At 71.6% G+C, this 25,123-nt stretch carries 30 protein-coding genes; 13 read left to right on the forward strand and 17 right to left on the reverse strand.

Going from position 1 to position 25,123, the window contains the following annotated elements; translation table 11 throughout:
* Positions 1-15 precede the first annotated feature (15 nt).
* Positions 16-849, reverse strand: coding sequence for a hypothetical protein (locus ACZ4TO_RS37330; protein ID WP_382787492.1), 834 nt, complete (start codon positions 847-849; stop codon positions 16-18).
* 164 nt (positions 850-1,013) lie between these two features.
* Here ACZ4TO_RS37330 and ACZ4TO_RS37335 point away from each other — a divergent pair, with 164 nt between their 5' ends.
* Positions 1,014-2,156: a DUF4097 family beta strand repeat-containing protein gene (locus ACZ4TO_RS37335; protein ID WP_468026522.1), complete on the forward strand. Its 1,143-nt coding sequence runs from the start codon at positions 1,014-1,016 to the stop codon at positions 2,154-2,156.
* 1 nt (position 2,157) lies between these two features.
* Positions 2,158-3,234: a PadR family transcriptional regulator gene (locus ACZ4TO_RS37340; protein ID WP_468026523.1), complete on the forward strand. Its 1,077-nt coding sequence runs from the start codon at positions 2,158-2,160 to the stop codon at positions 3,232-3,234.
* A gap of 195 nt (positions 3,235-3,429) precedes the next feature.
* Here the strand turns inward: ACZ4TO_RS37340 and ACZ4TO_RS37345 are convergent, their stop codons facing one another.
* The 4 genes from ACZ4TO_RS37345 to ACZ4TO_RS37360 all read right to left on the reverse strand — a co-directional run bounded on the left by ACZ4TO_RS37345 (position 3,430) and on the right by ACZ4TO_RS37360 (position 6,820).
* Positions 3,430-4,023 (reverse strand): Clp protease N-terminal domain-containing protein, encoded by a 594-nt coding sequence (locus ACZ4TO_RS37345; RefSeq protein WP_382787498.1) that lies wholly within the window; start codon positions 4,021-4,023, stop codon positions 3,430-3,432.
* A complete protein-coding gene (locus ACZ4TO_RS37350; protein ID WP_148010429.1) occupies positions 4,023-4,232 on the reverse strand; it encodes a helix-turn-helix domain-containing protein in 210 nt (69 codons plus the stop codon). Before ACZ4TO_RS37350 ends, ACZ4TO_RS37345 begins: the two co-directional genes overlap by 1 nt.
* Before the next feature lie 139 nt (positions 4,233-4,371).
* The gene (locus ACZ4TO_RS37355) at positions 4,372-5,337 is read right to left on the reverse strand and encodes a zinc-binding dehydrogenase (protein WP_382787500.1); all 966 of its coding nucleotides are present in this window, start codon (positions 5,335-5,337) and stop codon (positions 4,372-4,374) included.
* A 259-nt stretch (positions 5,338-5,596) separates the two neighbouring features.
* Positions 5,597-6,820 carry an NAD(P)-dependent malic enzyme gene (locus ACZ4TO_RS37360; RefSeq protein ID WP_382787502.1) on the reverse strand — a complete coding sequence of 408 codons (1,224 nt, stop codon included), beginning with the start codon at positions 6,818-6,820 and terminating at the stop codon, positions 5,597-5,599.
* Between the two features lie 538 nt (positions 6,821-7,358).
* On the opposite strand from ACZ4TO_RS37360, the gene ACZ4TO_RS37365 reads away from it, so the two are divergent.
* Genes ACZ4TO_RS37365 through ACZ4TO_RS37375 form a run of 3 tightly spaced genes read left to right on the forward strand, consistent with a single transcriptional unit; the run spans position 7,359 to position 10,073 of the window.
* A complete protein-coding gene (locus tag ACZ4TO_RS37365; protein WP_382787504.1) occupies positions 7,359-8,321 on the forward strand; it encodes an ABC transporter substrate-binding protein in 963 nt (320 codons plus the stop codon).
* 28 nt (positions 8,322-8,349) lie between these two features.
* A complete protein-coding gene (locus ACZ4TO_RS37370) occupies positions 8,350-9,315 on the forward strand; it encodes an amino acid ABC transporter permease (RefSeq protein ID WP_382787506.1) in 966 nt (321 codons plus the stop codon).
* Positions 9,312-10,073 (forward strand): amino acid ABC transporter ATP-binding protein, encoded by a 762-nt coding sequence (locus ACZ4TO_RS37375; protein ID WP_382787508.1) that lies wholly within the window; start codon positions 9,312-9,314, stop codon positions 10,071-10,073. The genes ACZ4TO_RS37370 and ACZ4TO_RS37375 overlap by 4 nt, the downstream gene beginning before the upstream one ends.
* A 97-nt stretch (positions 10,074-10,170) precedes the next feature.
* Here ACZ4TO_RS37375 and ACZ4TO_RS37380 read toward each other — a convergent pair whose 3' ends face one another.
* The 3 genes from ACZ4TO_RS37380 to ACZ4TO_RS37390 all read right to left on the reverse strand — a co-directional run bounded on the left by ACZ4TO_RS37380 (position 10,171) and on the right by ACZ4TO_RS37390 (position 12,310).
* Complete coding sequence (locus ACZ4TO_RS37380; RefSeq protein WP_468026524.1) at positions 10,171-10,941, reverse strand: hypothetical protein; 771 nt, start codon at positions 10,939-10,941, stop codon at positions 10,171-10,173.
* The gene (locus ACZ4TO_RS37385) at positions 10,938-11,426 is read right to left on the reverse strand and encodes a sigma-70 family RNA polymerase sigma factor (RefSeq protein ID WP_382787512.1); all 489 of its coding nucleotides are present in this window, start codon (positions 11,424-11,426) and stop codon (positions 10,938-10,940) included. The genes ACZ4TO_RS37380 and ACZ4TO_RS37385 overlap by 4 nt, the downstream gene beginning before the upstream one ends.
* Positions 11,427-11,551: 125 nt before the next feature.
* A complete protein-coding gene (locus tag ACZ4TO_RS37390; protein WP_468026525.1) occupies positions 11,552-12,310 on the reverse strand; it encodes a class I SAM-dependent methyltransferase in 759 nt (252 codons plus the stop codon).
* Positions 12,311-12,410: 100 nt separating this feature from the next.
* Between ACZ4TO_RS37390 and ACZ4TO_RS37395 the strand changes: the two genes are divergently transcribed.
* Entirely contained in the window at positions 12,411-13,040 is a 630-nt protein-coding gene (locus tag ACZ4TO_RS37395) for a CGNR zinc finger domain-containing protein (protein ID WP_382787516.1), read from the forward strand.
* On the opposite strand, the gene sodX is transcribed toward ACZ4TO_RS37395, so the two are convergent.
* The gene (gene sodX / locus ACZ4TO_RS37400; RefSeq protein ID WP_382787518.1) at positions 12,944-13,375 is read right to left on the reverse strand and encodes a nickel-type superoxide dismutase maturation protease; all 432 of its coding nucleotides are present in this window, start codon (positions 13,373-13,375) and stop codon (positions 12,944-12,946) included. The genes ACZ4TO_RS37395 and sodX overlap by 97 nt on opposite strands.
* Before the next feature lie 145 nt (positions 13,376-13,520).
* Between sodX and sodN the strand changes: the two genes are divergently transcribed.
* Positions 13,521-13,916 (forward strand): superoxide dismutase, Ni, encoded by a 396-nt coding sequence (gene sodN / locus ACZ4TO_RS37405; protein ID WP_053662116.1) that lies wholly within the window; start codon positions 13,521-13,523, stop codon positions 13,914-13,916.
* A gap of 145 nt (positions 13,917-14,061) precedes the next feature.
* Here sodN and ACZ4TO_RS37410 read toward each other — a convergent pair whose 3' ends face one another.
* A complete protein-coding gene (locus ACZ4TO_RS37410) occupies positions 14,062-14,259 on the reverse strand; it encodes a hypothetical protein (RefSeq protein WP_382787521.1) in 198 nt (65 codons plus the stop codon).
* An 899-nt stretch (positions 14,260-15,158) separates the two neighbouring features.
* On the opposite strand from ACZ4TO_RS37410, the gene ACZ4TO_RS37415 reads away from it, so the two are divergent.
* The 5 genes from ACZ4TO_RS37415 to ACZ4TO_RS37435 all read left to right on the forward strand — a co-directional run bounded on the left by ACZ4TO_RS37415 (position 15,159) and on the right by ACZ4TO_RS37435 (position 18,373).
* Complete coding sequence (locus ACZ4TO_RS37415; RefSeq protein WP_382787523.1) at positions 15,159-15,575, forward strand: SHOCT domain-containing protein; 417 nt, start codon at positions 15,159-15,161, stop codon at positions 15,573-15,575.
* A gap of 150 nt (positions 15,576-15,725) precedes the next feature.
* The gene (locus ACZ4TO_RS37420) at positions 15,726-16,106 is read left to right on the forward strand and encodes a helix-turn-helix transcriptional regulator (RefSeq protein WP_382788042.1); all 381 of its coding nucleotides are present in this window, start codon (positions 15,726-15,728) and stop codon (positions 16,104-16,106) included.
* An 81-nt stretch (positions 16,107-16,187) separates the two neighbouring features.
* On the forward strand, positions 16,188-16,607 hold the full coding sequence (locus tag ACZ4TO_RS37425; protein ID WP_355764829.1) for a VOC family protein: 420 nt from the start codon (positions 16,188-16,190) through the stop codon (positions 16,605-16,607).
* A 141-nt stretch (positions 16,608-16,748) separates the two neighbouring features.
* On the forward strand, positions 16,749-17,585 hold the full coding sequence (locus tag ACZ4TO_RS37430; protein ID WP_468026526.1) for an ATP-grasp domain-containing protein: 837 nt from the start codon (positions 16,749-16,751) through the stop codon (positions 17,583-17,585).
* On the forward strand, positions 17,582-18,373 hold the full coding sequence (locus ACZ4TO_RS37435; protein WP_468026527.1) for a VOC family protein: 792 nt from the start codon (positions 17,582-17,584) through the stop codon (positions 18,371-18,373). Before ACZ4TO_RS37430 ends, ACZ4TO_RS37435 begins: the two co-directional genes overlap by 4 nt.
* Before the next feature lie 58 nt (positions 18,374-18,431).
* Here ACZ4TO_RS37435 and ACZ4TO_RS37440 read toward each other — a convergent pair whose 3' ends face one another.
* The 7 genes from ACZ4TO_RS37440 to ACZ4TO_RS37470 form a co-directional block, all read right to left on the reverse strand.
* Positions 18,432-18,779, reverse strand: a complete 348-nt coding sequence (locus ACZ4TO_RS37440) for a DUF952 domain-containing protein (RefSeq protein WP_382787529.1) — start codon at positions 18,777-18,779, stop codon at positions 18,432-18,434.
* Positions 18,780-18,789: 10 nt separating this feature from the next.
* The gene (locus ACZ4TO_RS37445) at positions 18,790-20,016 is read right to left on the reverse strand and encodes an RNA polymerase sigma factor (protein ID WP_382787531.1); all 1,227 of its coding nucleotides are present in this window, start codon (positions 20,014-20,016) and stop codon (positions 18,790-18,792) included.
* A gap of 5 nt (positions 20,017-20,021) precedes the next feature.
* A complete protein-coding gene (locus ACZ4TO_RS37450) occupies positions 20,022-20,435 on the reverse strand; it encodes a YciI family protein (RefSeq protein WP_382787533.1) in 414 nt (137 codons plus the stop codon).
* 139 nt (positions 20,436-20,574) lie between these two features.
* Positions 20,575-20,793: a hypothetical protein gene (locus ACZ4TO_RS37455; protein WP_385043205.1), complete on the reverse strand. Its 219-nt coding sequence runs from the start codon at positions 20,791-20,793 to the stop codon at positions 20,575-20,577.
* Between the two features lie 4 nt (positions 20,794-20,797).
* A complete protein-coding gene (locus tag ACZ4TO_RS37460; protein ID WP_468026528.1) occupies positions 20,798-21,478 on the reverse strand; it encodes a GNAT family N-acetyltransferase in 681 nt (226 codons plus the stop codon).
* Positions 21,479-21,721: 243 nt separating this feature from the next.
* Positions 21,722-22,867 carry a family 2 encapsulin nanocompartment cargo protein polyprenyl transferase gene (locus tag ACZ4TO_RS37465; protein WP_468026529.1) on the reverse strand — a complete coding sequence of 382 codons (1,146 nt, stop codon included), beginning with the start codon at positions 22,865-22,867 and terminating at the stop codon, positions 21,722-21,724.
* Entirely contained in the window at positions 22,858-24,264 is a 1,407-nt protein-coding gene (locus ACZ4TO_RS37470; RefSeq protein ID WP_382787541.1) for a family 2B encapsulin nanocompartment shell protein, read from the reverse strand. Before ACZ4TO_RS37470 ends, ACZ4TO_RS37465 begins: the two co-directional genes overlap by 10 nt.
* 260 nt (positions 24,265-24,524) lie before the next feature.
* Here ACZ4TO_RS37470 and ACZ4TO_RS37475 point away from each other — a divergent pair, with 260 nt between their 5' ends.
* Positions 24,525-25,115, forward strand: coding sequence for an N-acetylmuramoyl-L-alanine amidase (locus ACZ4TO_RS37475; protein ID WP_468026530.1), 591 nt, complete (start codon positions 24,525-24,527; stop codon positions 25,113-25,115).
* Positions 25,116-25,123 lie beyond the last annotated feature (8 nt).

A 25,123-nucleotide genomic window follows, 5' to 3' on the forward strand; every position in this document is an offset into this window, starting at 1 on the left:
TCGCGCGGCGAGGGGTCAGTCGTACGCGCGCAGGTGGTCGTACGCCAGACCGAGGGCGCCGCGGAGCATCAGGACGGCGCCGGCGACGATCCAGCCGCCGCTGTGCCGCCGGATCCCCCAGGCGGCGAGCGGAAGGCCCACGGCGAGCTGGGCCGCGGACAGGGTGCGGGCCTTGGGGCCGCGCAGCCAGGGCCCGAGACCGCCGCTCTCCACGACGTCGAGTTCGGCGCCCACGGCGGCGCGCCAGCCGTTCCACTCGACCTGCTCGGCGTCCGGCAGGATCCGGACCGCGTCACGCAGCCGTTCCACGGGTTCGCCGGGGTCGACCCCGGCCGGGAGGATCACCCCCGCGCGTGTGAGGACGGCGAGCAGCCCGCTCACGCGCGCGTGCGCGTCGGCCGCCGGGTCGGGCTGCGTCAGCGGCTCCAGCAGTTGCATGTCGAGCACCGGATCGAGGCCCAGACGGGCGGCGAACGTGCGCATCGCCTCGTCCTCGCCGACCGGGGTGCCGTTCGCCAGCCATTCGTAGCCCACGGTGCGCCGGAAACCGGAGGCCAGGGTGAAGCCGCTGCGGTCGGTGTCCCACCACAGCGCGAGCACGGGCCAGGGCGCGCCGACGGCGAGCGCCGCGGCCCAGCCGGTGAGCACGCGGTCGACGGGTTCCACGCCCTCCTGCCAGGGCCTGCCCTCGGGGACCAGCACGCTCCAGTCGGGCCCCGCTCCGGCGAGCAGCATCCGCTCGCGCAGCAGTTGGACGGCGGGGCCGACCGACTCCGGGCGGGCCCGGCACAGCAACAGGGCGCCGGGGGCCGGGCGGTCGCCCCTGGACGCGCCGGAGGGAGTCGACATAGCCCTACTTTAGGGCGAATTGTCCACTTCGACGCCCCCATGATCCCCAGAACGGGTGTCTTGACTTTGCGTATCCGCGATATATCGTGAATACGGAAGACGCGATATGCCGCGTCGAGCTCGGGCTCGTACGAGGGTCCGGTCCGGTCGAGGAGGTCTGCACCATGTCCGAGTGGTCCGTGACAGAGCCGAGGAAGCTCTCCTTCGACGGCCCCGTCCAGACGGTGCACGTACGCATCGTCAACGGAACAGTGAACGTCGTGGGGACCGACGAGGGTTCCGCCCGCCTGGAGGTGTCGGAGCTGGACGGCCCCCCGCTCCAGGTCACCCAGGAGGGCGGCACGCTGACGGTGGCCTACGACGACCTTCCGTGGAAGGGCTTCCTGAAGTGGCTCGACCGCAAGGGCTGGCGGCGTGCGGCCGTGGTCTCCCTGACCGTCCCGACCCGCACGCACGTCGAGGTGGGCGTGGTCGGCGCCGCCGCCGTGGTCTCGGGGACGGACGGACGGGTCCAGGTGAAGGGCGTCACCGGCGACACCACGCTCGTCCGCGTCGCGGGCCCCGTGCGCGTGGAGACCGTCTCGGGGAACCTGGAGGCGCAGGCCGTCACCGGCGACCTCCACTTCAACTCGGTCTCCGGCGACCTGACCGTCGTCGAGGGCTCCGGCACCTCCGTGCGGGCCGAGTCGGTGAGCGGTTCGATGATCGTGGACCTGGACGCCACGGGCTCCCCCACCGACGTCCGGCTGTCGAACGTCTCGGGTGAGATCGCGATCCGGCTCCCGCACCCGGCGGACGCCGAGGTGGAGGCGAACACCGCGAGCGGCAGCGTCTCCAGCGCCTTCGAGGACCTGCGGGTCAACGGCCAGTGGGGCGCCAAGAAGATCACCGGCCGGCTGGGCGCGGGCAACGGCAGGCTGCGGGCGATGACGGTCTCGGGCTCGATCGCCCTGCTGCGCAGGCCACCGACGGAGGACGAGCCGTACGAGGACGTCCCCGAACCCCGCGACACGGCCCGGCCGACCAGCCGGGACACGACCGCGGACTCCGCCCCGGACACGACCGCCGACACACCCCCTGACACGACAGCCGCAACCACCGCGAACGACACGGCCGACACGGCCGACCGCTCGACGGCCAGCTCGGCCGACGACAAGGCGAGCGCCCCCGCGACGGCGACCGCGACCGACAGCGCCGACGACACGGTTGGCGGCACCGCCACGGCGGGCGGCGCGGAAGGTGACACACCGCGCGACGGCGCCACCGAGGGCCGGCCGGCCGACTCGACCGACAAGAAGGTGCTCTGACATGGCCCCCGTCTTCGCCCACGGCCGACTGCGTCTGTACCTCCTCAAGCTGCTGGACGAGGCCCCGCGCCACGGATACGAGGTGATCCGCCTCCTGGAGGAGCGCTTCCAGGGCCTGTACGCGCCCTCGGCGGGCACCGTCTACCCCCGGCTGGCGAAGCTGGAGGCCGAGGGACTCGTCACGCACACCTCCGAGGGCGGCCGCAAGGTGTACGCGATCACCGACGCCGGCCGCGCCGAACTGGCCGACCGCAGCGGCGAGCTGGCCGATCTGGAGCTGGAGATCCGCGAGTCGGTCGCGGAGCTCGCGGCGGAGATCCGCGCGGACGTCCGGGGCGCGGCCGGTGACCTGCGCCGCGAGATGCGGGCGGCGGCCACGGAGGCGCGCCACGGCTCCGGTGCGGGCGCCCGGCCGAAGGAGCACGGCGATCCGGCGGGCGGCCCCGGCCTCGACGACTTCCAGGACAGGGAGTCGTGGCGGGCCGCGAAGGAGGAGATGCGGCGCGTCCGGCACGAGTGGAAGGAACAGGCCCGCCGCGCGAAGGACGAGAGCCGCCGCGCCCGCGACGAGGCCCAGCGTGCCCGCCGCCAGGCCAAGGAGGCCCAGGAGAAGGCGCGTGCGCAGGCCCAGGAGGAGATGCAGCGCATGGCCAAGCGTGTCCAGGACCAGGTCCAGGATCATTTCGCGCGGGGCGACTGGCCGACGGGCGTGCGCGAGGGACTGACCGAACTGGCCAAGGAGTTCGGCGACTTCGGGAAGAACTTCGGCAAGGACTTCGGGAAGGATCTCGGCAAGGAGTTCGGCTTCGGCCGCACGCCTTCCGGGGCACCCGTGGACGCGGAGTACTCGGCCACGCCGGAGGACTTCCCCGCCGCGTACGAACCGGACTGGGCCCACGAGGACTCCACGGGCAACCCCGCCCGGGACCTCGACCGGCTGCTCGACCGCTTCCGCGACGACATCCGCGACACTTCCCGCGACCACGGGATCACGGAGGACCAGCTCCGTGGCGTCCGCCGCCACCTGTCGGCCGCGGCGGCCCACATCGGCTCGACCCTGCGCAGCAAGCGGCCCTAGCTCTCCCCGAGACGCCGAGCACATGGTCGGCGGGGCCACGAAGGTGGCCCCGCCGCCCCGCTCGCCCCGGTCGCCGACCCCGCTCGCCCCGGTCGCCGGCCCCGCTCGCCTCGGTCGCCAACCCTGCGGCGCCCCGCTCGCCCCCGGGCCGGGAGGCCTCGCTCGCCCACGCCCCCGGGGTCCGCAGCCGGTGGTTCAGCCCGCCTCCGCCTCCGGCATCCCCGCCTCGCCGGCCGGTCCGGTCTCGCCGTACAGGACGCGTGTGACCGAGGTGTAGGTGACGTTGTGGTCGGCCAGCACCTCGGCGGCGACCCCGCCCCGCAGGGTGACCGCCAGGAGCAGGTGTTCGTCGCCGATGTGCCGGTCCCGTCGGGCGGCGGCGATCCGCAGGGCTCGCACCAGCACGTCCTTGGCCTCCTGCCCGAAGGGCCGCCGACGGGCCCGCCTGCCGTTCGCGCCGCGCCTGCCCGACTCCAGCGCCCCTTCCCCGTGCGCCTCCTCGATCCGGGAGACGATCTCGGACAGGTCGATACCGAGCCCGGAGAGGGCGTCGGCGTCGGCGCGCGAGAGTCCGCCCCTGCGCCGCGCCTCGGCGAGGTCCCGCTCCAGCGACTCCCGGAACCCGGACTCCCCCAGCGAGGAGAGGGCGAAGGAGGCCCGGCTGCCCTCCCGGTCCAGGAGAGCCAGGAGCATGTGCTCCTCCTCGACCGTCTCGGCGCCCACCCGCTCGGAGTGCGCGACCGCGCCCTCGACGACGGCACGCGCATCCTTGGTGAAGCGTTCGAACATCACTGCCTCCCGTACTTCTTGTGCACGGCCTGCCTGCTCACTCCGAGTTCCGCGGCGATCTCCTGCCACGACCACCCCTGATGGCGCGCACTGCGCACCTGTACCGCCTCCAACTGCTCCAGCAGCCTCCGCAGCGCGGAGACCGCCCGCAGTCCGATCCGCGGATCGCGATCACCCGCGCGCTCGGCGAGATCCGTTGCTTCGGTCATGATGTCAACCTACGTTGACACTCGAGTCCTGTCAACCAAAATTGACACCGTGAGCGGGCTGAACCCCGGACGTCCCCGACGAACGAAACGGCGGGCCCGGTGATCCGGACCCGCCGTTCCTGTGTTCCCGCGCCCTGCGTCAGCCCGTCGTCAGCACGATCTTGCCGAACAGGTCGCCGGACTCCAGCCGTTCGAAGCCTTCGCGGGCCCGGTCGAGGGGCAGCACCTCGTCGACGACGGGCCGCACACCGGTGGCCGCGCAGAAGGCCAGCAGATCCTCCAGCTCGTCCTTCGTCCCCATGGTGGAGCCGACCACCTTGAGTTCGAGGAAGAAGATCCGCGTCAGCTCGGCGTGCGAGGGCCGGTCACCACTGGTGGCGCCCGAGATGACGACGGTTCCGCCGGGACGCAGCGACTTGATCGAGTGCGACCAGGTGGCGGCACCGACCGTCTCGATGACCGCGTCCACCCGCTGCGGCAGCCGCGCCCCGGACTCCAGCGCCTCCACGGCACCGAGTTCGAGGGCCCGCTTGCGCTTGGCCTCGTCCCGGCTGGTCGCGAAGACCCGCAGTCCGGCGGCCTTGCCGAGCACGATCGCGGCGGTGGCGACGCCGCCGCCGGCTCCCTGGACGAGGACGGAATCGCCGGGCCGTACCCCGGCGTTGGTGAACAGCATGCGGTACGCCGTCAGCCACGCGGTCGGCAGGCAGGCCGCCTCCGCGAAGGACAGTTCCCTGGGCTTCGGCAGCACGTTCCACGTCGGTACGGAGACCTGCTCGGCGAAGGTGCCCTGGTAGCGCTCGGTGAGGATGGAGCGGGGCTCGTCGGGGCCGACCCCGTGCCCGCTCTGGCCGATGACGGAGTGCAGGACGACCTCGTTGCCGTCCTCGTCGATTCCCGCGGCGTCGCAGCCGAGGATCATCGGCAGCTTGTCCTCGGCGAGGCCGACTCCGCGCAGCGACCACAGGTCGTGGTGGTTCAGGGAGGCGGCCCGTACGTTCACGGTCGTCCAGCCCGGCCTCTGTCCGGGGGCCGGGCGCTCCCCCAACTCCAGGCCGTTCAGCGGCTGGTCACGGTCGATTCGGGCGGCATAGGCAGCGAACATGACCTTGACGATAGGCTCCGCCCCCGGCCGGGGGAACCGCCTCCGCCTGTGACACGTCCCCCACCGACCGGGTGGCCCCGGGCACAAGCGTGTCTCGCCCCCTCCGCCCCTGCCCGTCCCGTCACGGGGGCGCTGCCCCCGGCCCCCCGCTCCTCAATCGCCGGAGGGGCTGAAACTTTCCCCGGACGGCGCTAGGGGGCGGAAAAGCAGCCGGCCCCGCCGGGAGAGTTCCCGGCGGGGCCCAGCAGGACGTGGCGCGTCAGCGGCGGGCGACACCCTCGGCCCGGGCGGCGGCAGCCACCGCGGCCGTGACCGCCGGGGCCACCCGCTCGTCGAACGGCGAGGGGATGACGTAGTCCGCGGCGAGGTCGTCCCCGACGACCGCGGCCAGCGCGTCGGCGGCGGCGATCTTCATGCCCTCGGTGATCCGGGAGGCCCGGACCTGGAGAGCACCGGCGAAGATCCCCGGGAAGGCCAGCACGTTGTTGATCTGGTTCGGGAAGTCCGACCGCCCCGTCGCGACGACGGCCGCGTACTTGTGGGCGATGTCGGGGTGCACCTCGGGGTTCGGGTTGGCCATCGCGAAGACGAAGGCCCCCTCGGCCATGGAGGCGACCGCCGGCTCGGGAACCGTACCGCCGGAGACGCCGATGAAGACGTCGGCGCCCGCGAGCGCCTCCTCCAGCGAACCGGAGATCCCCGCCTTGTTGGTGATCTCCGCGAGCTCGCGCTTGACGTCCGTCAGGTCGTCCCGGTCACGGGACACGACGCCCTTGCGGTCGGCGACCGCGACATCGCCGAGGCCCGCCTCGAGCAGGAACTTGGCGATGGCGATACCCGCCGCGCCCGCGCCGGAGATCACCGCGCGCAGGTCGCCGAGCGAGCGCCCGGTGAGCCTGGCGGCGTTCCGCAGGGCCGCGAGGGTGACGACCGCTGTCCCGTGCTGGTCGTCGTGGAAGACGGGAATGTCCAGTCGTTCCTGGAGCCTGCGCTCGATCTCGAAGCACCGCGGTGCCGAGATGTCCTCCAGATTGACGCCGCCGAACGAGGGAGCGAGCCGGACCACGGTCTCGACGATCTCGTCGACATCGGTGCAGGCGAGCGCGATCGGCACCGCGTCCACTCCACCGAACTGCTTGAACAGAATGGCCTTGCCCTCCATGACGGGGAGCGAGGCCTCCGGGCCGATGTCACCGAGCCCGAGCACTGCCGTGCCGTCGGTCACCACTGCGACCACGGACGACTTCCACGTGTAGTCGTGGACGAGTTCCGGCTGCTCGGCGATCGCGCTGCACACCTTCGCGACGCCGGGCGTGTAAGCCAGGGACAGGTCGTCCTTGTTGCGGACCGGCACCGTGGCTTGCACAGCCATTTTGCCGCCGCGGTGCAGCGCGAAAGCCGGGTCGAAGGAATCGAGGGGCTCCGCCCCGTCTTCCTGATCCCTACTGCTGTCGCTGCGAGGATTGACGATCTCCGCTGCCACTTTGTTTTACCCCTTAAGTCTTCAATATCGAGGGTGGCCACTCCTGGTTGAGGGGTGGGCGGGCACCGCGCAGGCCCTGCCGCCGTGGTTGCGTACGGGCCGCTGCGCGACGGGCGCGCCGCACACGCGCCCTGAGCCCCGGATGAGGGGTGTAAAGAACCTTCTTACCGGACGGACGGTGTCGAGGACGAGTCCATAGAGCCAAGATCACACGTCGGTGAGATGACTCATGCCTTGATCCATTGACACGTCCGGACATGTCCTCGTTCGGACACGAGTGCCGCGTAGCGGTCTTCCGCTTCCTGCGGCGTGCCGAAGATCTTCCGGCCGGAAGGGAGGATTCCCGCACATGATCCGGCCGTAGACGATCACCCGGTGTTGGTTCGGGGGTCACCCGTTATCCGATTTTGACATAGCGGTCACCCTGAATCTCGCGGTCCGAATGGCAAGATGCCGTCATTACACGAGGTCGCGACACTCGAAGGTGTGTGTTTCCGTCGACCTATCGGCTACTCCCTGATCCGCCGGAGGAACCCTCATGACCGCACGCACCACCCGTCGTAGCAAGGCCGCTCAGTCCCGGATAGCAGCGGTCGGCGCGATCGCGGTCGCCGGCGCCCTGATCCTCACCGGTTGCGGTGACCAGACGAACGGCGGCGGCAGCAGCTCCACCGAGTCGGCGAAGTCCAACAGCGCCCCCCTGTTCTCCAAGCTCCCCAAGAAGATCCAGGACGCGGGCGTCATCAAGGTCGGCACGAACGCCGAGTACGCCCCCATGGAGTCGACCGAGGGCGGCAAGATCGTCGGCGTCGACCCCGACCTGGCCGAGGCGCTGGGCAAGCAGCTCGGCGTGAAGTTCGAGTTCACCTCGGGCTCCTTCGACGGTCTGATCACGGCCGTCAACTCGGGCCGTTACGACATCGGCATGTCGTCGATCACCGACAACAAGCAGCGCCAGGAAGGCCTGGACGACAAGGGCAAGAAGCTCGGCGAGGGCGTCGACTTCGTGGACTACTTCACGGCCGGTACGGCCATCTACGTGAAGAAGGGCAACCCCGAGGGCATCAAGGGCATCGAGGACCTCTGCGGCAGGACCGCCGCCGTGCAGCAGGGCACGACGTACGAGACGGCCCTGAAGGACCAGTCCAAGAAGTGCACGGACGCCGGCAAGAAGGCCATCACCATCGAGTCGTTCCAGAACGACACCGAGGCGCAGACCCGTGTGAAGTCCGGCGGCGCGGTGGCCGGTATCAACGACTACCCGGTGGCGGTCGACCTGGCCAACAAGGCCGACGGCGGCAAGGCCTTCGAGGTCATCAACAAGCAGTACGACGCGGGCCCGTTCGGGATCATCCTGAACAAGAACAACACCCAGCTCCGTGACGCTCTGAAGGAAGCCGTCGACGCGATCATCAAGGACGGCTCGTACCAGAAGGTCCTGGAGAAGTGGGGCGCGCAGTCCGGCGCGATCGAGCAGTCCGCGATCAACGGCGGCAAGTAAGCCGAGCGCACCACTGAAGGGCAGTCACGTGACTGACAAACTCGACAAGTCCGCCTCGGACACACCGCCTCCGAACGACGCGGTGCCCACGAGCGGCACGTCCGGGCCGGCCCCGGACATGATCAAGGCGATCCCCGTCCGCCACTACGGCCGGTGGGTCAGCGGCATCATCGTCATCGCTCTGCTGGTGGCACTCGGCATCGCGTTCTCGCACGGCAACATCCAGTGGCACACCGTGAGCGACCAGCTCTTCGTGTCCAGTGTCGTCCAGGGCGCCGGCCGGACGCTGCTGATCAGCATCCTCGCCATGATCGTGGGTGTGGTGCTGGGCATCGTCCTCGCGGTGATGCGGCTCTCGAAGAACCCGGTGACCAGCACGGTCGCGTGGCTGTACATCTGGTTCTTCCGCGGCACCCCGGTCTACGTCCAGCTTCTGCTGTGGTTCAACCTGGCGCTGATCTTCCCGGTTCTCAACCTCGGGCCGATCTACAAGAACGAGATGACGGACGTCATGACTCCGTTCATGTGCGCCCTGCTGGGTCTCGGTCTGAACGAGGCCGCGTACATGGCCGAGATCTGCCGCGCCGGCCTGCTGGCCGTGGACGAGGGTCAGACGGAGGCCGCGCAGGCCCTGGGCATGAGCCACACCAGGACGCTGTTCCGGATCGTGATCCCGCAGGCGATGCGCGTGATCGTGCCGCCGACCGGCAACGAGTTCATCAACATGCTGAAGACCTCGTCGCTGGTGTACGCGGTCACGTACAACGAGCTGCTGCGCTCCACCTCGGCGATCGGTTCCACGTCGTACGCCGTCATGGAGATGCTGTTCGTCGCCTCCATCTGGTACCTGGCCATGACCAGCGTGTTCAGCGTCTTCCAGTACTACCTGGAGCGCTACTACGCACGGGGTTCCAGCCGCAGCCTGCCGCCGACGGTCTTCCAGAAGATCAAGGCGAACCTGATCGGGCTCGGCAGTGAGAGGGGCAAGGCATGACCGCGATGGTGAAGTCGGAGGGCGTCCACAAGTCCTTCGGCCCGGTGGAGGTCCTCAAGGGCATCGACCTGGAGGTGAACACCGGTGAGGTGTTCTGCCTCATCGGCCCGTCCGGCTCCGGCAAGTCGACCTTCCTGCGGTGCATCAACCACCTGGAGAAGATCAACGCCGGCCGGCTGTACGTCGACGGTGACCTGGTGGGCTACCGCCAGAAGGGCGACAAGCTCTACGAGCTCAAGGACAGCGAAGTCGCTCTGAAGCGCCGTGACATCGGCATGGTCTTCCAGCGCTTCAACCTGTTCCCGCACATGACGGCCGTCGAGAACGTCATGGAAGCGCCCATCCAGGTGAAGGGCGCCAAGAAGGCGGACGCCCAGGCCCGCGCGATGGAGCTGCTGGAGCGTGTCGGACTGGGCGACAAGGCGAAGAACTACCCCTCGCAGCTCTCCGGCGGCCAGCAGCAGCGCGTGGCGATCGCCCGCGCGCTGGCGATGGACCCGAAGCTGATGCTCTTCGACGAGCCGACCTCGGCCCTGGACCCGGAGCTGGTCGGTGACGTCCTCGACGTCATGCGCGACCTCGCCGAGTCCGGTATGACGATGGTCGTCGTGACGCACGAGATGGGCTTCGCCCGCGAGGTCGGCGACAGCCTGGTCTTCATGGACGGCGGTGTGGTCGTCGAGTCCGGCAACCCCCGCGACGTCCTGACCGACCCGCAGCACGAGCGTACGAAGTCGTTCCTCTCCAAGGTCCTCTGACCGGGGACCGGGACGACGCGCTCACCGGCGCAGGAACAAGGGGCGGTACGGGTCTCCCGTACCGCCCCTTCCCCGTGCCCCGGCCGCGCTCCCGGAGCTACGGCCGCAGCGCCGGGTTCAGGATCAGCTTCGTGAACTGGGAGCGGGTCAGTGGCGTGGTTTTGAGGACCCGGCCCAGTTGGCCCCTGCCCTGGTAGCCGGCGCTGTCCCGTACCCGCAGGGCGCGGCCGTCCCGCAGGCTCAGGACGCCGGCGAACTCCTGCCCCCATGTCGGCTGGGAGCCGGGCTCGCCCGGGCCGGTCCGCCAGACCGAGAGAACGGTGCCGTCGGACAGCTTCTGGGTGGTGCAGCCGATGAGCCCGGCCCTGGCCGCGTCCTGGCAGGGGTCGCCCAGGCCCGCGCCGCCCGTCTTCGCCGCGATCTCCGAGCGGGAGGACACGGACACGGTGAGGTAGCCGACCCCGTCGGGCCGGCCGACGGCGTAGTCACCGTCGTACGGTCCGACGGGCTTGGGCAGCGGGGCCTTCGGCACCCCCTTGATCAGGCGCAGCAGCGAGACCTCGCTGATCTTCCCGGTCCCGGCCGGGAGCAGTTTCGCGAAACGCCCCGCCCTGGTCGTGTACTCGCCGGCGGTGGGCGCGCTCGCCACCCCGGCCCGGTGCCCGGTGTCCAGCACACCCGGTCCGAAGACCAGGCCGGCCGCGACGGCGGCCGCGACGGCACCGGTGGCCGCCGTGCGCCGCCGCCACCGCACCCGCGAGGCCTGGGCGAAGACGCTCTCGCCGCCGCGGCTCCCGGGCACCTGGACGTCGTCCACCACCCGTCCGAGCAGTGCCCGCACGTACTCCTGCTCCGCTTCCTGGTTCACGCGTACTCCTCCCGCACCGCGGCCCTCAGTGCCGCGAGTCCCCTGGCTGTGTGGCTCTTGACCGTGCTCTCGCGCATGTCGAGCACCTGGGCCGTGGCGGCCACGCTCAGGTCCTCCCAGTAGCGCAGGACGAGCACGGCCCGTTGCTTCGGCGCGAGTTCCGCGAGCGCGGCCCGCACCACGAGTCCGGTGTCGCTGTCGACCGACCGCCCCGCCACGTCCGGCACCTCGCCGTACGCGTGCTCGCGCCGCCAGAACCGGCGGCGGGCGGAGATGAAGGTGTTGACCAGCGTCTTGCGCGCGTAGGCCTCGAGACTTTCGAGGCGTCCGTGCCGCCGCGCGCCGAGGACGACCTTCACCAGCGTCGTCTGGACGAGGTCCTCGGCCTCGTCGCGATTGCCGCACAGCAGATACGCGCTGCGGAACAGCGCCGTCCGTCTGCCCTCCACGAAAGCGTGCAGAGCGGCTTCCTCGCCGCGCGTCATCCCGCCCCCTTCCCGGCCCGCGCCCGCGGACCGTCTCACCCCTCCAGTGCGGCGGGAGGTGCCGCAGGACGCAGTGGAGGCGGTACGGATTCTCCGTACCGCCTCCAACAGGGTTCGCGGGGGCCCTACTTGACCGCGAGGACCAGCGCGTCCGAGGGGGAGCGCCACACCGGGCGGGCCTCGCCGAAGCCCTGTTCGCGCAGCACGCGCGCGTGCCAGTCGGCGGAGGGGGTGTCGCCGTCGGCGTGCTCGCCGTAGATCTCGAAGCGGCGGGCGGTGGGTCCGGCGAGGACCGGGTCCTGGGCGGCCACCTCCCACCACTCGGCCCAGTCGAGGGCGCCGATCCGCTTGGCCTCGTCCATCCGGGTGTGCCGCTGGGCGCGGTCGGCCGCGTTGATGCGGGGTGTCGTCTCGTCGATCATGTGGTCGGCGTTCATGAACACGCCGCCGTCACGGACGAGTTCGGCGATCTGGCCGTAGAGGACGGTGAGGGGTTCGCTGTGCAGCCAGTGCAGGGCGGTGGCGGTCAGGACGGCGTCGTACGTGTCGTACGGCAGCCGCTCGCGCCACCGGGGGTCCTTGAGGTCGGCGGTGACGAGGGAGACCCGGTTGTCGCCGGTGAAGGTGCCCTCGGCGATGGTGAGGAGGGCGGGGTCGAGGTCGACGCCGGTGCTGGTGGCTCCGGGGAAGCGGGCGAGCAGCCGGGCCGTGATGGTGCCGGTGCCGCAGGCGAGGTCGAGGACGCGGGGCTCGGGGCCGACGAGCGCCTCGGTCATGTCGAGCATCACCCGGAAGCGCTCCTCGCGGTCCGGCATGTACCACTCCTGCTGCCGGTCCCAGCTCTGCTGCCATGCCTGCCAGTCGGTTCCGGTGCCGATGGCCATGAAAGCCCCTCCTCGCGTCGACCACGTAATACCCTGTAAGCGCGATCAGCTGTTACCTGACCACCGTCACGACGATAGAGCGCCTCCGTAAGGACTACAAGTGGAACTGGCCTATTACTCGGATTACGCCGTCCGTCTCGTCAACACCGAGGAACCGGTCCGGGGCAAGGACTCGCTGACCTCCGTCGAGGCCGTCCGTGACCTGTTCGGGGCCAACGCCTCGGCGGCCCGCCGCGCGGCGGAGGCCGACGTCACCCGCTTCCGTTCGGTACGGGGGCGGCTGCGCGCCGTGTTCGAGGCGGCGGCCGGCGGCGAGGAGACGCTCGCCGTGGACCTGCTGAACTCGCTGCTGCTCGAATTCCCGGTGAGCCCGCAGATCTCGGGGCACGACCACCGGGACGACGACGGCCGCCCGCTGTGGCACATGCATCTGGCGGATCACCCGTCGAACGCGACCGCGGGCTACGCGGCGATCGCGGCGATGGGCCTCGCCTTCCATCTGACCGAGTACGGCGTGGACCGTCTCGGCCTGTGCGAGGCAGCCCCGTGCCGCAACGCCTACCTCGACACCTCGACCAACCGCTCCCGGCGCTACTGCTCGGACCGCTGCGCGACCCGCGCCAACGTCGCGGCCTACCGCGCCCGCAAGCGCCTGGAGGCGGACCGGGCCGCGAGCACGGGCCTGGCGGCCACCAGCACCCAGCGGACGACGGCGAACGGCGACCGCTGACCCGTCGGCGGACGGAAACGGAACCGCACCTTCCCGAGGACGAGTTCCTCGGGGACGGTTCCGTAGTCGGTGCTGTCCCCGCCCGCGAACGCGTTGTCCCCGAGCACCCACCAGCCGCCCTCACGCCGTTCGGCGATCCGCTTCACGACGAGCAGGTCCTGCTGGAACGGGTGCCTCAGGACGACGACGTCGCCCGGCCGCACCCTGGCCCCCCACTGCACGACGAGCCGATCCCCGTGCTGGAGTGTGGGCACCATCGAAGGGCCCGTCACCTCCGCGGCCCCGAACGGCAGCAGAGCCTTCCCCCGCTCGGTCTCCCGCGACAGCTCCGGCATCAACGGCACCTCCCCGGTCCTATCCTCCACCAGTCCCAGTTTCACCCCGGACTTTTGTCCTAAGCCCATGGGGGCACCCGCGAAATACCCTCTCCCACGGAGTAATGTCCCACCTGAGAAGACGATCACGAGGAAGGACAGCTCAATGCTCTCCCGCCTGTTTGCCCCCAAGGTCAAGGTCAGCGCCCACTGCGACCTGCCCTGCGGCGTGTACGACCCGGCCCAGGCCCGCATCGAGGCGGAGTCGGTGAAGGCCGTTCAGGACAAGATGGCCGGCAACGACGACCCGCACTTCCAGGCTCGCGCCACCGTCATCAAGGAGCAGCGCGCCGAGCTCGCCAAGCACCACGTGTCGGTGCTCTGGAGCGACTACTTCAAGCCCCCGCACTTCGAGAAGTACCCGGAGCTGCACCAGCTCGTCAACGACACCCTCAAGGCCCTCTCGGCCGCGAAGGCGTCCACCGACCCGGCGACGGGACAGAAGGCGCTGGACTACATCGCCCAGATCGACAAGATCTTCTGGGAGACCAAGAAGGCCTGACCTTCACCCGGGCCGTCCGAACCGCATCAGCGCGGATCGCGTCGCCCTCCTTGTCCGCACCCGGTCCGCGGGCCGCCCGTCACCGGCGGCCCGACGGTCCGGGTGCGTACTGCTTTCCGGGGCCGCACGGGGCGGGCGGCGGCGCTCACACGGGGAGCTGGCGCATCTCGATCACCCGCAGGCCGAGCGCCTGGAACCGGGTGAGCAGTCCGTAGAGATGGGCGTCGTCGATCACGGTGCCGAAGAACAGAGTCTGTTCCTTCGTACGGACCCGGTCCAGTTCGGAGAAGGCCGTGGCGAGCGTGTCCGAAACAAGGCCGGCGATGCGGAATTCGTAACGCATACGAGCACTTCCCTCGGGGCCGGGGCGCGGGGTCCGCTGCGATGCCCTGCCATCGTCGGCCGCGCGCACCGATGTGGCATCCCCCGGTGCGGGCGACATCCGCCCACCTCGGCACTCCCGCTCACACCCTCGCCCCTCCACCTTCTCCCCCGCCCCGGCACCGTGCCCGCCGGGCACGGAAAAAGCCGGGAGAAGGACCGGAAAGACCCGAAAACGGTACGGAAATCCCGAAAGGGGTGAGCGGAAGGCGCGCCACGGCCCGTCCCGAAGGCCGCGCCCCCGCCTTCGCGGGTGACGTCGACGGGCGGGAAAGGCGATGCGCGAGCTCACCCGCGGAGGGTGATCCGGCGGGGCGGGGAGTGACCGCACTCTGGAGCCCAGGCAAGACGTCGGGCGTCAGAGAGGGCACCGCTCATGGCCTGCATCCAGCGGCAGATCCGGCCCGCGCCGGGTGTGCCGTGCTCCGGGCCCGTCCGCCACGGCCCGAAGGACCCCGGACCCGGAGGCTCCTTCGCCGCGCCGTGGTCCCCGGGACCCGGGCGGCGCACGCCGTCGGCGCGGCCGGCACCGCCCCCGCACGACGCTCCTGACGTCGCACCGATCACGCCGAGGGCACCGGACGGCGCCGTCACGGCCCGTCCCGTGTGTCCGGGGGGTCCCGCTCGCCCCCCGCCTTCGAGCGTCTGTCCGCGGCGGACACCGCGGCACCGTCACCGTCCGCCGCACCACCGCGCTCCGCGCACCGACCCCGCCAGGCCCTGCCGACCGGCCGCGAACGCACGACGGCCGGGTCTGGGCGGAATCCCCGAGATCGCGACCCGGCGCCCGGCGACAGTTCGATCCGCCCGACACCCAGGCAACGCTCGCGGAGATGTCGCACAACCGACAGGAGTTCGACCATGAACGGCTCGACGGTCAATCTGGCAGCGGACTACCCCCTGCTGCAGGTCTTCTGGACCACGATGTGGTTCTTCCTCTGGATCCTCTGGTTCATGCTGCTGTTCCGCGTCATCGGGGACATCTTCCGCGACGACGAGCTGAACGGCTGGGGCAAGGCGGGCTGGTGCGTCTTCGTCGTCATCCTGCCCTTCCTGGGCATCTTCGTGTACCTGATCGCGCGGGGCCGCGGCATGGGCGAGCGCGAGATGCGGCGCATCCAGAAGAGCCAGGAGGACATGAACGCCTACATCCGTGAGACCGCCGGCTCCTCCACCGGCAAGGCCGACGAACTGGCCAAGCTCGCGGACCTCAAGAACCACGGCCACATCACGGCGGAGGAGTTCGAGAAGGCCAAGGCCAAGGTCCTCGCCGCCTGACGGCACGGACACCCCCGCGCACGCACGGCCACCGCCGTCCCCCGGGCCAGTGATCCCCCGGGAGGCGGCGGTCCCGTGTGCCATTCTGGGGACGTGGCGAATCCCCGACCGCTCGACGACCTGGTCCGGCTGCGGCAGGCACGCGACCGGATGAACCGCGACTACGCGGAGCCGTGGGACATGGCCACGCTCGCGCGCACCGCGCTGATGTCGCCCGGACACTTCCAGCGCAGTTTCCGGGAGGCGTTCGGCGAGACGCCGTACACCTATCTGATGACCCGCCGGATCGAGCGCGCGAAGGCGCTGCTGCGGCGCGGCGACATGACGGTGACCGAGGTGTGCTTCGCGGTGGGCTGCACCTCGCTCGGTTCGTTCAGCTCGCGGTTCACGGAGCTGGTGGGCGAGACCCCGAGCGCGTACCGGGCCCGACCGCACGACCACGGCGCCCCCATCCCCTCCTGCGTGGCCCGCCGGCTCACCCGCCCGGCCCGTCACCCCAACCCGGAGGCGGAACCGGGCACACGCCTCTAGGCCCCGCCTTCAGGCCCCGTCGTCCATGGCGCCCGTCGTCTTTGCCGCCCGTCGTCCGGAATCACGGCCTAGGTTGGACGCATGGATCTGAAACTGTCCCAGTGCTTCATCTCCGTCGACGACCACGACAAGGCGCTGGCCTTCTACCGCGACGTGCTGGGCCTGGAGGTCCGCGGTGACGTCGGGTTCGAGGGAATGCGGTGGGTCACCGTCGGCTCGCCGCTCCAGCCCGACGTGGAGATCGTCCTGGAGCCGCCGGCGGCGGACCCGGACGCCTCCCCCGCGGACAAGCAGGCCATGGCCGCCCTGCTGGCCAAGGGGATGCTCCGCGGAGTGATCTTCTCGACGACCGACTGCGACGAGCTCTTCGAGCGGGTCCGCGCCTCGGGCGCCGACGTCGTCCAGGAGCCCGAGGACCAGCCGTACGGCCTGCGGGACTGCGCGTTCCGCGACCCGGCGGGCAACCTCCTGCGCTTCGCCCAGAAACGCACGGCCGGCTGACAGGGGCGGCGCGGGGCCGGGGGCGGCGCAGGCCAGGGGCGGCGCGGGGCCGGGATCGGCCGGGAGGGACACTACGTCCGTGTGGTCCGCGGGCGTGAGGCGTCCGCGGAGCGATTCGTCCGACCCTTCGAGGAGCCAACCGTGCCGTCCGCGCGCCCCCGCGTCCTGTTCGTCAGCGACCTGGCCTATCCGGCCAAGGGGCGGCGGTACTGCGACGAGGACATCGCCCTGACCTCGCGGCTGCGCGAGGACTTCGACATCGCCGTCTGCCACCCGCTGGACGCGGCCGACCTGATGACCGGCTTCGACGCCGTGGTCGTACGCAACAGCGGGCCCGTCCTGCACTACCAGGCCGCGTACGACGCGTTCCGCGAACGGGCGCTCGCGGAGGGTGTCCGCGTCTACAACCAGCTCTCCGGCAAGGGGGACATGGCGGGCAAGGGCTACCTGCTGGAGCTGACCGCGGCCGGGTTCCCCGTCATCCCGACCGTCGACCGCGCCGAGGACCTGCACCTGCTGCCCGAGGCCGACCTGTACGCGGTGAAGCCGAAGCAGGGGGCCGACTCCATCGGCCTGGAGTTCGTGCCGCGCGAGAAGCTCGCCGCCCTGCCGTTCGGCAGCCTCCTCGTCCAGCCGCGCGTCGAGTTCCGCTACGAGGTGTCGTTCTACTTCGTCGACCACACCCTCCAGTACGCCCTGTACGCGCCCGACCCGGAGCGGCGCTGGGCACTGGAACCCTACGAACCCACCGCCGAGGACCGGGAGTTCGCGCAGCGGTTCATCGAGTGGAACGACATCGCGTACGGCGTCCAGCGCGTCGACGCCTGCCGGGCCCCCGGCGGCGAGCTGCTCCTCGTCGAGCTGGAGGACCTCAACCCCTACCTCTCGCTGGACGTCCTCTCCCCCGAGACCCGGGACGCCTTCGTCGCGCGGATGAAGACCTCGCTGCGCGCCCTGGTCGCCGAGGAGGCGGGATGAACCGCACGGACGCCACGGCGGGGAACGCCCCGGTGACCACGGGGCCGGCCATCCGGTGGACCCACGTCTTCGTCGACCGGCCCGCGCCGGACCTCGCCCGGGCCCTCGCCTTCTGGACGGCGGTCACCGGCACGGAGCTGTCCGAACCCCGGGGTGAGCAGGGCGAGTTCGTGACGCTGCTGCCCGCCGAGGGAGACGCGTACGTGAAGGCGCAGGGCGTCCGGGAGGGGCCCGGGGGCGCGCACGTCTGCCTGTCCGTGGAGGACGTGCCGGCGCTGGTGGAGTGGTCGCTGCGGCTGGGTGCCACGGTCGTCGCGGACCACGACGGCTGGTCCGTACTGCGCTCCCCGGGAGGGCAGCCGTTCTGCGCGGTGCCGTGGAACGGCGACTCGGCGCGGCCTCCGGTGACCGAGGGGCCGGACGGGGCGACGAGCCGGCTCGACCAGGTGAGCATCGACCTGGCGCCGGGCGTGTACGAGGCCGAGACCGTCTTCTGGGGCGAGCTCACGGGGTGGGAGTCCCTGCCCGGCGCGTTCCCGGAGTTCCATGTGATCAGGCCGCCCGCCGGGCTGCCGCTGCGCATCCTGCTGCAGCGCCTCGGCACCGACCGCCCCACCTCGGCCCATCTGGACCTCGCCTGCTCGGACGTCGACGCGGTCCGGTCGCGGCACGAGGCCCTGGGGGCGACGGCGGTCGGCCGGGGTGCACGCTGGACGGTGATGCGGGACCCCGTCGGCGGCACCTACTGCCTGACCGGACGCGATCCCGCGACGGGCAGCCTGCCCTAGGGCCTGTCGGCCTGTCCGGCGGGGGGGCGGACGACGGCGGTCGCCCCCCGGGATCAGGTCAGGTCCGGGTCGCCCCGCTCGGGTCCCAGACCTCCACGTCCACGACCGCGTCCACCGCGATGGGCCCGTAGACGTGCGGGAATTCCTCCCCACCGGGGGCCATCGCCTCGAAGCGCACCGGCACCGTGAGCCGTTCGGCGTCGATCACGAGGACCACGAGGTCGTCGGGTCCGGTGTAGGAGCCGTACACCATGGCGGCCACGGCGGGGAGTTGGCGGCGCAGCGAGCAGTGGACGAAGCCCTCCTCCTGGAGGGTCCGGCCGCGGGTGGAGATCTCGAAGGTGCCCGACGCGCGGGCCGCGTCCCACAGGGAACGCTCGGTCAGATGCAGCAGGGGTTCGGACATGCGGACCACGCTACGACCGCAGCCGCGCCGCGCGCACTTCCAAATAGCGGCGCTCGGGCAGGCTGAGGGTCTTGGCCGCGGCCGCCGCGTAGGCGTCACGCGCCGCGTCGGGTTCTCCCGCCCGCTCCAGCAGATGGCCGCGGACCGCGTCCAGCCGGTGTCCGGCGGCCGGCTCGCCCTCCAGCCGGTCGAGTTCGGCGAGGGCGGCGCGCGGCCCGTGCACCATGGCCACGGCGACCGCGCGGTTGAGGTGCTCGACGGGGCCGGGGACCCGGCGGACGAGGAGGTCGTACAGGCCGAGGATCTCGGTCCAGTCCGTCGCCTCCGGGGTGGGCGCCTCGTCGTGGACCGCGGCGATCGCGGCCCGGAGCGCGTAGGGGCCGGCCGGACCCAGCGCCAGCGCCTCGGTCACCAGCGCCACGCCCTCCTCGATCGCCGCCCTGTCCCAGCGGGCGCGGTCCTGTTCGTCGAGGGGTACGAGCTCCCCGTGCGGGCCGGTCCGCGCGGCGCGCCGGGCGTCGGTGAGCAGCATCAGCGCGAGCAGTCCGGCCACTTCGCCGTCCTCGGGCAGCAGATGCCGGACGGTACGGGTCAACCGGACGGCCTCGTGGGCGAGTTCGGCACGCTGGAGGGCGGTGCCCGAGGTCGCGGTGTAGCCCTCGTTGAAGATCAGGTAGAGCGTGTGCAGGACGGCGGGGAGGCGTTCCTCCCAGTGGTCGGGGCGGGCGAGACCGACGCCACGGATGCGCTGCTTGGCCCGGCTGATCCGCTGCGCCATGGTCGCCTCGGGCACCAGGTACGCCCGCGCGATCTCGGCGGTGGTCAGGCCGCCGACCGCGCGCAGGGTGAGGGCGATCTGCGCGGCCGGGGACAGGGCGGGGTGGCAGCACAGGAAGAGGAGGGAGAGGGTGTCGTCCTGCGAGGGGGCGCGGTCCGCGCCCGGCGGCGGCGCCGTGAAGGCGTCCCGCGGTGTCAGCGCCGCGGCCTTCTCCTCCCGCAGCCGCCGTGCCTCCTCCGCGCGCAGGGCGTCGACGAGCCGCCGCGAGGCGACCTTGATCAGCCAGCCGCGCGGGTTGTCCGGCACCCCCTTTCCGGGCCACTGCCGGGCGGCCGCGAGCAGCGCCTCCTGCGTGGCGTCCTCGGCCGCGTCGAAGTGGCCGTAGCGGCGGACGAGCGCGCCGAGGACCTGCGGCGCGTGGCGGCGCAGCAGGTCCTCGACCCCGGTCGTGTCCCTCATCCCGCTCAGATGTCCCCGGCCCCGTCCTGGATGGGGCGGATGACGACGGGGCGGCCGGTCTCGCCCTCGGGGCCCGGGCACTGGGTGACCCGCTCGGCGATCTCGGTGACCCGCTCCAGGCTGGCGCAGTCGACCACCCAGTAGCCGGCCATCAGCTCCTTGGTCTCGCTGTACGGGCCGTCGGTGATCACGGCCTTGCCGTCCGGGCCCAGGGCCACCTGCCGGGCCAGCGCGGGGTCGGTCAGGCCCTGGGCGTCGACGAGCTCGCCGGATTCGGAGAGGTCGTCACTGATCGAGCCCATGTAGGCGTACATGGCCTGCAGTTCCTGTTCGGTCCAGGCCGGGGACCCTTCGGACGCCTTGCCCCGCATGGCCTCGTAGTCGGCGTGTGTGCCCTGCACCATCACCAGGTACTTCATGAGTGCGCTCCTTCGGTTCCTCGGCTCGGACCGCCCGTGGTGGGCGGCTCTCACAGGGGACGTCGGAGCCGGCCCGCGTTTCTCTACACGTCCTCCGGGCGACTTCGCACGACGTCGTGGCCGGCTGTGCGGGGCCCGGTCAGGGCTGCTCCGCCGCGGCCTCCTCCGGCAGATCGTGCGCCTGCTCCGGTGCCTGGCCCCGGCCGGGTCCCGGCTCGTCGGCGCAGGCGGCGCAGTCCGGGTTGTGGCAGGGTCCGGGACCCCATTTGGGCACCCAGGCGCCCAGGGTCTTGTACCGGTGCACGATCGTGGCGACCGGTTGCCCACATTCCGGACATACATGCTCATCCGTGCCCATGTCTTCAGGGTAGGACGGCGGCCCCCGCGCTTCCTGTCGTACGTTCCCCGGCCTGAGCGTGTCCCGTCGGGCGGGGCTCGCGCCACATCGGCCACATCCGCGGGCCGTCGGGCAGGTCGAGGGGGCGGCCCGCGAGCGCGAAGCCGAGCCGTTCGTACAGGGCGCGGCTGCGGGCGTTGCTCGCCTCCAGGTAGGCGGCCAGCCCCTCGCGGTCGCAGCGGTCGAGGACCGACTCCATCAGCGCGCCGCCGAGGCCCTCGCCCTGGCGCTCCGGCGTCACCCCGATCATCCACAGGTACGCGTGGGCCCGCCCCTCGGGGTGGATGCCGGCCGTCAGCCGGCCGATCAGCTCGACGCGCTCGTTGTCGGGGTCGACGGCCGCGCGGAGCTGCGCGGGGCCGTCGTCGTCCGCCCCGTCGCCGCTGTCGCCCTCGCCGTCGTGGCTCACGCCCGCGGGGACGGACAGCCACAGGGCGCACGCCGAACCGTCCTCGGCCAGATCGACGCGCCCCTCGGCGAGCACGACGTCGGTGAACGCCGCCATCAGCAGGGGGTGCTTCGCGCGGCGCTGTGCCGGGTCGGGGAAGACCCAGTTGCTCACCGGATCGTCCTGGAAGGCCTCGTCCAGCAGCCGGACGACCAGTTCCCGGTCCGCCTCGCCCGCCACCCGGATCGCCACACCCATGACCAGCCCCGCCCTTCGCCCCAACCCGCCTCGACCGTACGGCGGTTGAGCCTAGTACGCCCGCGCTCCGGCACACCGCCCCCGGGGTGGGCGGGGCCCGGCCGCGGGGATGCGGCTCGGGGCACGGGGCCCGCACGCCGTGGGGCCGTGCGGGGCCCGTCCTCCGGAGCCGGGCACCGCGCGGATGTCAGGTTCCGCGCGGAGCCCGGGGTTCCGGGGCCCTCGGCCGGCCTGCCTGGCCGGTCAGTTGCTGCGGCGCGTGACGAACTCCGCGAGGGCGAGAAGGCCGCCCGCCGCCTCGGGGTCGGGGACCGCGCGGGCCAGTTCGTACATCGCCCGCGACATCCGGTCGGCCGCCTGGACCTGCGCCCAGTCGCGCCCGCCCGCCCGCTCGACGGCCAGCGCCGTGCGCTCCAGCTCTCCCTCCCGGTAGGGCGCCGCGTACAGCGCGGCGAGTTCGGCGGCCGCCGGGGTGCCCGAGGTGAGCGCGGCGACCACGGGCAGCGACTTCTTGCGGACGGCGAGGTCCGCCCCGGCCGGTTTGCCGGTGCGGGCCGGGTCTCCCCAGATCCCGATCACGTCGTCGATGAGCTGGAAGGCGAGCCCCGCCTGCCGGCCGAACGCGTCGAGCGCCTCGACGTCCTCGGGGTCCGCCCCCGCGTACAGCCCTCCGATCGCGCAGGCGCTGCCGAGCAGCGCGCCCGTCTTCGCCTCGGCCATGGCGAGGCACTCGTCGAGGGTGACCTCGTCCGGGCCGAGCTTCTCCATGGCCGTGTCCGTGTGCTGTCCGGCGCACAGTTCGACGACGCAGTCCGCGAGCCGGGCGGCGGCCGCCGAGGACGCGGGGTGCGGGTCCTCGGCGAGCAGCCGCAGGGCCAGGGCCTGCAGGGCGTCACCGGCGAGGATCGCGTCGGCGTCGCCGAACACGGTCCACGCGGTGGGACGGTGTCTGCGGGTGGTGTCCCGGTCCATCACGTCGTCGTGGAGCAGGGTGAAGTTGTGGATCAGCTCCACCGCGGCGGCCGCCCGAACGGCCGCCGTGTGCGGTCCGCCGAGTGCCTGGACCGCGCTCAGCACGAGCGCGGGCCGGATGGCCTTGCCGGCGTTGCCCGCTCCGGGTGTGCCGTCCGCCTGCTCCCACCCGAAGTGGTAGAGCGCGACCCGGCGCATCGAGCCCGGCAGCGAGTCGAGCGCCCGGCGCAGTTCGGGATCGACGCAGGCCCGCGCCCGCTCCAGGACGGCCGCGGCCTCCGAGGCGTCGGCCGGGCCCGGCGAGCCCGGTCCTTCCGCGGGCCTCGCGCCGGGAAGGCGTCGGTCCGCGGGCCCCGGCGGACGGCGTCCGCCGGGAACCCCGGCCGGTCCCTGCCGCGTCCGGGTCGTCACCGCCATCGGCCGATCTCGACGTTCTCCAGGATGCCGAGCGCGTCCGGCACGAGCACCGCCGCCGAGTAGTACGCCGTCACCAGGTAGGAGATGACCGCCTGTTCGTTGATGCCCATGAACCGCACCGACAGGCTCGGCTCGATCTCGTCCGGGATGCCCGCCTGCTGGAGTCCGACCACGCCCTGTTCGGCCTCGCCGGTACGCATGGCGATGATCGAGGTCGTACGGGCGTCGCTGACCGGGATCTTGTTGCACGGGAAGATCGGCACCCCGCGCCAGGTCGGGATGCGGTTGCCGGCCATCTCGATGCTCTCGGGGACGAGTCCGCGCTTGTTCAGTTCGCGGCCGAACGCGGAGATCGCGCGCGGGTGGGCGAGGAACAGCTTGGTGCCGCGGCGGCGGCTGAGCAGTTCGTCCATGTCGTCCGGGCTCGGCACGCCGTCGTGCGGCTGGAGCCGCTGGTCGTACTCGCAGTTGTTGAGCAGGCCGAACTCGCGGTTGTTGATGAGCTCGTGCTCTTGGCGCTCCTTCAACGCCTCCACGGTGAGCCGCAACTGCTGCTCGGTCTGGTTCATCGGCTGGTTGTAGAGGTCGGCCACACGGGTGTGCAGCCGCAGGACGGTCTGGGCGATGCTCAGTTCGTACTCGCGCGGGGACGCCTCGTAGTCCACGAAGGTGCCCGGGATGTCCTGCTCACCGGTGTGGCCGGCCGCGAGGTCGATCTCCTTCTCGCCGTACTTGTTGGTGCGCTGCGACGGAATCGCGCGCAGCTCCCGGAGGTGTTCGCTCAGGGACTCGGAGCGCTCCGCCACCTGTTCGAGGTCGTTGCGGGGCAGCACGAGCACGGTCACCGCCGTCACCGCCCGGGCCGTGTACTCCCAGATGGCCTCCGGGTCGATGAGCGCCTGCTCGCCGAAGTAGGCGCCGTCGGCGAGGACACCGAGCACCGCGTCGCCCCCGTAGGGACCGGTGCCGATCTTCTCGACCTTTCCGTGCGCCAGGAGGAACACCTCCTCGGCCCGGCTGCCGAACGAGGCCAGCACCTCACCCGGGGCGAACTCCCGCTGCTGGCACCGCTGGGCGAGCTCGCCCAGTACGTCGTGATCCTCGTACGACCGCAGCACGGACAGTTCTCCGAGCTCCGCGGGGATGACCTGGACGCGGTCCCCGGTCTTGACGAACGTCACGCGGCCGTCGCCCACCGAGTAGCTGAGCCGCCGGTTCACGCGGTACGTGCCACCCTGCACGTTCACCCACGGAAGCATGCGCAGCAGCCACCGCGAGCTGATCTCCTGCATCTGTGGCGCGGACTTGGTGGTGGTGGCCAGGTTCCGCGCGGCTGAAGTGCCGAGACTCTGCTGCGGACGGTTCTGCTCCGCGCGGACCTCTTCGCCTACCGACATGAAAATTGCCCTCCCGGTCGTGCACTGATCTTCGCGGCCAAGCCTTTCATCACGGAGTGTGCTGATGCCATTACACGAATGAGGGGGAATGGATCACTCCGGAGGTGGGCAGGGAGGGTGATTCCGCTCCGCGCCGGGGTTGACCGGATCGGCTCGCACGCTGTGCGAACGGCTGGTTCCGGCCACCGGGCCGGATATAGAAGCTGCGGTACCAGACGGCCGCGGCAGGGCGGCCGGCGTACAGCGCGAAGGAGTCGGCCATGGCATCGCCCATGTCCGCGGGCAGGTTCCTGGACCGGATCAGGGACGAAGGCGTCCACGTCGTCGAGGTCGGCGACTGGGAGCATCACAACCGCAACCACAAGGGCCCGTGGGGCCCGGTGCACGGGGTGATGATCCACCACACGGTGACCAGAGGCGGCGCGCCCACGGTCGGGCTGTGCCGCGACGGCCGCGAGGACCTGCCGGGACCGCTGTGCCACGGGGTCATCACCAAGAACGGCGTCGTACACCTGGTCGGTTACGGCCGCGCCAACCACGCGGGGCTCGGCGACGACGACGTGCTGCGCGCGGTGATCGCCGAGAAGGCGCTGCCGCACGACAACGAGGCGAACACCGACGGCAACCGCCACTTCTACGGCTTCGAGTGCGAGAACCTCGGCGACGGCGAGGACCCCTGGCCCGAGGTGCAGCTCGACGCCATCGCCAAGGTCTCCGCCGCGATCTGCCGGTTCCACGGCTGGACGGAACGCTCGGTCATCGGCCACCTGGAATGGCAGCCGGGGAAGGTGGACCCCCGGGGCTTCACGATGAACTCCCTGCGGGCCCGCGTCCGCGAGCTGCTGAAGTGACCTGACAC

The organism is Streptomyces sp. NPDC028298 (genome assembly GCF_055565895.1).

What these genes read in the sequence shown, in the direction of transcription:
- ACZ4TO_RS37330 (WP_382787492.1), bottom strand. Translation starts at nt 849, where the DNA reads ATGTCGACTCCCTCCGGCGCGTCCAGGGGCGACCGCCCGGCCCCCGGC.
- ACZ4TO_RS37335 (WP_468026522.1), top strand. Translation starts at nt 1,014, where the DNA reads ATGTCCGAGTGGTCCGTGACAGAGCCGAGGAAGCTCTCCTTCGACGGC.
- ACZ4TO_RS37340 (WP_468026523.1), top strand. Translation starts at nt 2,158, where the DNA reads ATGGCCCCCGTCTTCGCCCACGGCCGACTGCGTCTGTACCTCCTCAAG.
- ACZ4TO_RS37345 (WP_382787498.1), bottom strand. Translation starts at nt 4,023, where the DNA reads ATGTTCGAACGCTTCACCAAGGATGCGCGTGCCGTCGTCGAGGGCGCG.
- ACZ4TO_RS37350 (WP_148010429.1), bottom strand. Translation starts at nt 4,232, where the DNA reads ATGACCGAAGCAACGGATCTCGCCGAGCGCGCGGGTGATCGCGATCCG.
- ACZ4TO_RS37355 (WP_382787500.1), bottom strand. Translation starts at nt 5,337, where the DNA reads ATGTTCGCTGCCTATGCCGCCCGAATCGACCGTGACCAGCCGCTGAAC.
- ACZ4TO_RS37365 (WP_382787504.1), top strand. Translation starts at nt 7,359, where the DNA reads ATGACCGCACGCACCACCCGTCGTAGCAAGGCCGCTCAGTCCCGGATA.
- ACZ4TO_RS37375 (WP_382787508.1), top strand. Translation starts at nt 9,312, where the DNA reads ATGACCGCGATGGTGAAGTCGGAGGGCGTCCACAAGTCCTTCGGCCCG.
- ACZ4TO_RS37385 (WP_382787512.1), bottom strand. Translation starts at nt 11,426, where the DNA reads ATGACGCGCGGCGAGGAAGCCGCTCTGCACGCTTTCGTGGAGGGCAGA.
- ACZ4TO_RS37390 (WP_468026525.1), bottom strand. Translation starts at nt 12,310, where the DNA reads ATGGCCATCGGCACCGGAACCGACTGGCAGGCATGGCAGCAGAGCTGG.
- sodX (WP_382787518.1), bottom strand. Translation starts at nt 13,375, where the DNA reads ATGCCGGAGCTGTCGCGGGAGACCGAGCGGGGGAAGGCTCTGCTGCCG.
- sodN (WP_053662116.1), top strand. Translation starts at nt 13,521, where the DNA reads ATGCTCTCCCGCCTGTTTGCCCCCAAGGTCAAGGTCAGCGCCCACTGC.
- ACZ4TO_RS37410 (WP_382787521.1), bottom strand. Translation starts at nt 14,259, where the DNA reads ATGCGTTACGAATTCCGCATCGCCGGCCTTGTTTCGGACACGCTCGCC.
- ACZ4TO_RS37415 (WP_382787523.1), top strand. Translation starts at nt 15,159, where the DNA reads ATGAACGGCTCGACGGTCAATCTGGCAGCGGACTACCCCCTGCTGCAG.
- ACZ4TO_RS37420 (WP_382788042.1), top strand. Translation starts at nt 15,726, where the DNA reads ATGAACCGCGACTACGCGGAGCCGTGGGACATGGCCACGCTCGCGCGC.
- ACZ4TO_RS37425 (WP_355764829.1), top strand. Translation starts at nt 16,188, where the DNA reads ATGGATCTGAAACTGTCCCAGTGCTTCATCTCCGTCGACGACCACGAC.
- ACZ4TO_RS37435 (WP_468026527.1), top strand. Translation starts at nt 17,582, where the DNA reads ATGAACCGCACGGACGCCACGGCGGGGAACGCCCCGGTGACCACGGGG.
- ACZ4TO_RS37440 (WP_382787529.1), bottom strand. Translation starts at nt 18,779, where the DNA reads ATGTCCGAACCCCTGCTGCATCTGACCGAGCGTTCCCTGTGGGACGCG.
- ACZ4TO_RS37445 (WP_382787531.1), bottom strand. Translation starts at nt 20,016, where the DNA reads ATGAGGGACACGACCGGGGTCGAGGACCTGCTGCGCCGCCACGCGCCG.
- ACZ4TO_RS37450 (WP_382787533.1), bottom strand. Translation starts at nt 20,435, where the DNA reads ATGAAGTACCTGGTGATGGTGCAGGGCACACACGCCGACTACGAGGCC.
- ACZ4TO_RS37455 (WP_385043205.1), bottom strand. Translation starts at nt 20,793, where the DNA reads ATGGGCACGGATGAGCATGTATGTCCGGAATGTGGGCAACCGGTCGCC.
- ACZ4TO_RS37460 (WP_468026528.1), bottom strand. Translation starts at nt 21,478, where the DNA reads ATGGGTGTGGCGATCCGGGTGGCGGGCGAGGCGGACCGGGAACTGGTC.
- ACZ4TO_RS37465 (WP_468026529.1), bottom strand. Translation starts at nt 22,867, where the DNA reads ATGGCGGTGACGACCCGGACGCGGCAGGGACCGGCCGGGGTTCCCGGC.
- ACZ4TO_RS37470 (WP_382787541.1), bottom strand. Translation starts at nt 24,264, where the DNA reads ATGTCGGTAGGCGAAGAGGTCCGCGCGGAGCAGAACCGTCCGCAGCAG.
- ACZ4TO_RS37475 (WP_468026530.1), top strand. Translation starts at nt 24,525, where the DNA reads ATGGCATCGCCCATGTCCGCGGGCAGGTTCCTGGACCGGATCAGGGAC.